This is a genomic window from Nocardioides sp., from assembly GCF_051876515.1.
In the GTDB taxonomy this organism is placed as follows: Bacteria; Actinomycetota; Actinomycetes; order Propionibacteriales; family Nocardioidaceae; genus Nocardioides.
Genome location: NZ_JBJEHY010000006.1, coordinates 1 through 4,646, shown reverse-complemented (window position 1 = coordinate 4,646; position 4,646 = coordinate 1). Strand labels below are relative to the sequence as shown.

Annotated in this window: 4 protein-coding genes; 1 reads left to right on the top strand and 3 read right to left on the bottom strand. The window is 72.9% G+C overall.

Annotation, left to right across the window (positions count from 1 at the left end; genetic code table 11):
* A partial coding sequence (locus tag ACI379_RS00310) for an A/G-specific adenine glycosylase (protein ID WP_439790058.1) occupies positions 1-841 on the bottom strand: 841 nt, incomplete at its 3' end.
* A 79-nt stretch (positions 842-920) separates the two neighbouring features.
* Here ACI379_RS00310 and ACI379_RS00305 point away from each other — a divergent pair.
* Entirely contained in the window at positions 921-1,718 is a 798-nt protein-coding gene (locus ACI379_RS00305; RefSeq protein WP_439790057.1) for a hypothetical protein, read from the top strand.
* Positions 1,719-2,003: 285 nt separating this feature from the next.
* Here ACI379_RS00305 and disA read toward each other — a convergent pair whose 3' ends face one another.
* Positions 2,004-3,086, bottom strand: a complete 1,083-nt coding sequence (gene disA / locus ACI379_RS00300; RefSeq protein ID WP_439790056.1) for a DNA integrity scanning diadenylate cyclase DisA — start codon at positions 3,084-3,086, stop codon at positions 2,004-2,006.
* Positions 3,087-3,190: 104 nt separating this feature from the next.
* Positions 3,191-4,585 carry a DNA repair protein RadA gene (gene radA / locus ACI379_RS00295; protein WP_439790055.1) on the bottom strand — a complete coding sequence of 465 codons (1,395 nt, stop codon included), beginning with the start codon at positions 4,583-4,585 and terminating at the stop codon, positions 3,191-3,193.
* Positions 4,586-4,646 lie beyond the last annotated feature (61 nt).

The window sequence follows — 4,646 nt, the reverse complement described above, 5'->3', positions numbered from 1 at the left end:
CCACGCGCACCACGAGACCGTCGGCGACCAGCGCCTCCAGACACCTCTCGGTCTGGGCCGTCGTGTGCCAGGCAGCCGCGAGCCGGTCGTACGACACCGACCCCGGCGCCTCACGCAGCACCGCCATCAGGCGGCCGCGGCACTGGCGGTCCGTGCCCTCCCACGCCTGGCCACGGCGTGCGGGGCCGTCGTACGCCGGGCGGCCGGCCGCCAGCCACGCGCACTGGTCCGCCAGCGGGCACTCGCCGCAGCGCGGCTCGCGTGCGGTGCACACGAGCGCGCCGAGCTCCATGACGGCGACCGCCCAGGTGGCGGCGGTCGCGTCGTCGGTGGGGAGAAGGTCGGCGGCCAGGTCCCGTTCGGCGCGGCGGATGGAGGTGCTCGGGAACTCCACCCCCTGCACGGCCCGCGCGAACACCCGCCGGACGTTGGTGTCGAGCACGACGTGGCGCTGCCCGAACGCGAAGCTCGCCACCGCCGCGGCCGTGTAGTCGCCCACGCCCGGCAGCGCCAGCAGGTCCGCGTGGTCCGTCGGCACCTCGCCGTCGTGCCGCTCCACCATGGCGGTCGCTGCGGCGTGCAGGCGCAGGGCCCGGCGCGGGTACCCGAGGCGACCCCACATCCGTACGGCCTCACCGGCCGGTTCAGCGGCGAGCGCCGCGGGGGCGGGCCACCGCTCCAGCCAGGCGGCGTGAACCGGGAGGACCCGGTTCACCGGGGTCTGCTGCAGCATGAACTCGCTGACCAGCACCGACCACGCCGACGCCGACTCCGTACGCCACGGAAGCTCACGGGCGTGACGGTCGTACCAGTCGAGGACCGGGTCGTGCAGAGCGCTCATCGCGGTGATCGTACGTGCACCTCGGCGGCCCCCGGAGTGGCAACCCCGACGGGAGGACCAGACCACCTAGGGTGGCGCCATGTCGTCCGGTCTGCGCCCGAAGGGACCCCTGCCCCCGCGCGTCTACTGGGTCCGGCGCGCGATCGTGATCGGTGTGCCGCTCCTCGTGCTCGGCGTCATCCTGGCCATCGTGTTCGGCGGCAGCGCCGACGGCAAGGACGACCCCGACTCCGCGGCCGCGCTGACCTCCGAGCAGCTCGACGACCCGGAGACGACGCCGCCCACGACGACCACGACGCCGACCCCCACCAAGCACACCAAGACCCCGCCGGCGCAGCCCACCGGGCCGTGCGAGGTGTCCGACGTGGTCATCACGCCCGAGGTGCCGGACCCGATCACCTCCGAGGGCCTCGCCATCGACCTCAAGGTCAAGAGCCGCACCTCGCCGGCCTGCTGGTTCACCGTGTCGTCCGAGACCGTCTCGGTGGCCATCACCTCCGGCAGCGACGACATCTGGTTCAGCCGCCAGTGCACCGACGCGATCACCTCGGAAGAGGTCGTCGCGCGGCCTGGCAAGGCCGCCACGGTCCGGTTCACCTGGAACCTCCGACGCTCCGACGAGGAGTGCTCCGCGTACACCAAGTGGGTCCGGCTCGGGTACTACCACGTCTCCGCCGCCCCGCTCGGCGGCGAACCGGTCTCCGTGCAGTTCGAGCTGACCAAGCCGCCGGCTGAGGTCGTCACCAAGACGATCGAGCCGAAGCCGGAGAAGGACTCGAAGAAGGACGGCAAGAAGTCCGGCCGCGGGGCCAGCGACGACGAGTCCGGGCACCGCGCCGGCGACGGTGGCGGCGGGGTCGACGAGCCCAACGACTGACGGTTGGCGCGTGTGGTTCTGCCTCTCGCCGTCCGCTCCGTGGGGCCGCCCGAGGGTGCGTCATATGAAGGCGCGTACGCCGGTGCCTGCGTCAGACGGATCCGTACCTATAGGTGCTGGAACGCCTGACGGACGGCACCTCTGAAGTGGGTACGTATGACGCTGGCGCTCGGCGTACCTCCGCCTCACTCCTCAGATGTAACGCTCTGCCGTTTCCGCGTCACATCGTGCGGGGCTCGGCTCCGGCACACCTCGCTGGCGCTCGGCCTACCTCCGCCTCACTCCTCAGATGTAACGCTCGGTGATCGAGGACTCGGCCAGGCGGGACAGGCCCTCGCGGACGCTGCGGGCCCGCAGCTCCCCGACGCCGTCCACGGCCTGCAGGTCGTCGATGCTGGCCGACAGCAGCTGCTGCAGCCCGCCGAAGTGGTCGACGAGGCGGTCCACCACACTCACGGGGAGGCGCGGCACCTTCGCCAGCAGGCGGTACCCGCGCGGCGCCACCGCGCCGTCGAGCAGCTCGCCCGAGCTCAGGCCGATCGCGCGGGCCACCGAGGCGGGGTCGACCAGCTCGGTGGAGTTCAACGACTCCAGGCCCGCCAGGTACGTGCCCGCGTCGACCGGCTTGCCCTTCTTGGTGGGCAGGTAGTCGCGCACCACGAGCTCGCGCTCGGCGTCGACGCCGGTGACGAGCTCCTCCAGCTGCAGCGACAGCAGGCGGCCGTCGGTGCCGAGCTCCAGGACGTAGTCCTCGATCTCGCGGGCGATGCGGGTGACCATCTCCAGACGCTGGGCCACCACGGCCACGTCGCGGACCGTCACCAGGTCCTCGATCTCGAGGGCCGACAGGGTCGCGGAGACCTCGTCGAGGCGGAGCTTGTACCGCTCCAGGGTCGCCAGCGCCTGGTTGGCGCGCGACAGGATCTGGCCGGAGTCCTCCAGCACGTGCCGGATCTCGCCCACGTACGCGGCGATGATCTGCATCGACTGCGACACCGACACCACCGGGAAACCCGTCTGCTTCGCGACCCGGTCGGCCGTACGGTGCCGGGTGCCGGTCTCCTCGGAGGGGATCGTGTGGTCCGGCATCAGGTGCACCGCGGAACGGTGGATGCGGGTGGCGTCCTTGTCGAGGATGATCGCGCCGTCCATCTTGGCCAGCTCGCGCAGCCCCGTGGCCGTGAACGGCACGTCGAGGGAGAAGCCGCCGGTGGAGATCGACTCGACCACCTTGTCCTGACCGAGGACGATCAGGGCGCCCGTGCGGCCGCGCAGGATCCGCTCCAGACCGTCGCGCAGGGCGGTGCCGGGGGCGATGGTCGCCAACGTCGCGCGCAGGCGCAATTGGTCGTCCGGTCGTTCTGCCACGTGCCTCTCCCCGCTCGACGCGAAGCCGTGCACGTTCAGACCGGGCACGGCGCGGCCTCAGTCTAGGGGACGGGCCCGCGCGGGAGCGTCAGGTGAGCGGACGCTCAGCGCGTCGGGTTGTGCAGCCCCAGCGTCAGCAGGGCCGAGTAGACGTCGTCGACCTCGATCACCTCCATGCCGTCCACGGCGCGGGCGTGCGGCGGGCGCTGGGTGCCGCGGCGCTCGCGGGGGACCACCGCCACCTTGAACCCCAGCCGGGCCGCCTCCGCGATGCGCTGCGGCAGGTCGCGGACCCGGCGCAGCTCACCGGCCAGCCCGATCTCGCCGACCGCCACCACGCCACGCGGCGCGGGCACCCCCAGGTGGGCGCTGGCCACCGACACGGCCAGCGCCAGGTCGGCCGCCGGATCGGTCAGGCGGGCACCGCCGACCGTGGCGGCGAAGACGTCGCTGCCGTGCAGCGGGAGGCGGCAGTGCTGACCGAGCACCGCCAGCACCATCGCCACCCGGGAGCCGTCCACCCCCGAGACCGTGCGCCGCGGCCGCTCCAGCGGTGACGGCGTGACCAGCGCCTGGACCTCGGCCAGCAGGGGCCGCCGCCCCTCCATCGTCACGGCCACGCAGGTGCCGGCGACGTCCTGGGCGTGGTGCTCGACGAAGAGTCCCGTCGGGTCGGTGACCGCGCGGATGCCCTCCGCGGACAGGTCGAAGCAGCCGACCTCGTCGACCGGACCGAAGCGGTTCTTCATCGCGCGCACCATCCGGAAGCGGGAGTTGCGGTCGCCCTCGAAGTGCAGCACCACGTCGACCAGGTGCTCCAGCACCCGCGGGCCGGCGATGCTGCCGTCCTTGGTGACGTGCCCGACGATCACCGTGGTGATGTTGCGCGTCTTGGCGACCCGCACCAGCGCCGCGGCGACCTCCTTGACCTGGGTCACCCCGCCGGGCACGCCTTCCAGGCCGGCCGCGCCGATCGTCTGGATGGAGTCGACCACCAGCAGGCTGGGGCGCACCTGCTCGATGTGGGTCAGCACCGCCCCCAGGTCGGTCTCCGCGGCCAGGAACAGGGTGTCGTGGATGCCGCCGGTGCGGTCGGCGCGCAGGCGCACCTGGGAGGCCGACTCCTCGCCGGTGACGTACAGGGTGCGGGTCGATCCCCGGGCGGTCTGGGCGGCCACCTCCAGCAGCAGGGTCGACTTGCCCACCCCCGGCTCGCCGGCCAGCAGGATCGCGGCACCGGGCACCAGTCCGCCGCCGAGCACCCGGTCGAGCTCGGGCACTCCGCTGGGACGCGCCACCGACTCGGTGACCGACACCTGGCTGATCGGGACGGCCGGCGTGGAGACCGGTGCGGCCGCTGCCCGCAACGTGGGAGCGGCGGCCTCGTTGACCGAGCCCCAGGCCTGGCACTCACCGCACCGGCCCACCCACTTCGCGGTCTCCCAGCCGCACTCGGTGCAGCGGTACGTCGCGCGGGGTGCCTTGGCCTGCTTGCTCATGGGAGGAACGCTAGGCGACGCCTCCGACAGTCACCGCGGCCCTCCGTGCGCGAGCGGGACC